This window comes from Streptomyces mutabilis, assembly GCF_014649815.1.
Classification (GTDB): domain Bacteria; phylum Actinomycetota; class Actinomycetes; order Streptomycetales; family Streptomycetaceae; genus Streptomyces; species Streptomyces mutabilis.
Genome location: NZ_BMTT01000141.1, coordinates 1 through 727, shown reverse-complemented (window position 1 = coordinate 727; position 727 = coordinate 1). Strand labels below are relative to the sequence as shown.

The following is a 727-nucleotide window of genomic DNA, read 5'->3' as shown; positions in this document are numbered from 1 at the left end:
AGTATCTCCAACCTCGACAGGCTTCTTGATCGACGAGTACGATACCATCTTCATCTCGTTTATACATAGCTCCTGATGGACAAGATGCTACGCAACTTGGATTTAAACAGTGTTCACATAGTCTTGGTAAATACATCATAAATGTCTCATCGAATTGGAATTTAATATCTTCTTCTATTTTCTGAATATTTGGATCCTCTGGTCCTGTAATGTGACCTCCAGCTAAATCATCTTCCCAGTTTGGCCCCCATTTAAGATTCAATCTATCACCTGAAATTAAAGAGTGAGCTGTCGCCACGGGAGAGTGCTGTCCTTGTTTAGCATTGGTTAAGTGTTCATAGTTATATGTCCACGGTTCATAATAATCTTGAATGAGTGGCATGTCTGGATTATAGAAGATTTTACCTAAAGCAATTTTTGACCATCTGTTACCAGATTTTAATTCAAGCTTTCCTTTTTTATTTAGCACCCAACCACCTTTATATTGTCCTTGGTCTTCCCATCTTTTTGGATATCCTACACCCGGTTTTGTTTCTACGTTATTAAACCACATATATTCTGCACCAGGTCGATTTGTCCATGTGTTTTTACATGTCACACTGCAAGTATGACAACCAATACATTTGTCTAGATTCAATACCATTGCAACTTGCGCTTTAATCTTCAAGCCAATTGACCTCCTTCATTTTTCTAACAGCTACATACTCATCTCTTTGATTTCCAATTG

At 37.7% G+C, this 727-nt stretch carries 1 protein-coding gene; it reads right to left on the bottom strand.

What is annotated here, in order from left to right:
- Window positions 1-667 (bottom strand): 4Fe-4S dicluster domain-containing protein (locus IE142_RS39775; protein ID WP_502266910.1); only part of this gene is annotated, 667 nt, incomplete at its 3' end.
- Window positions 668-727 lie beyond the last annotated feature (60 nt).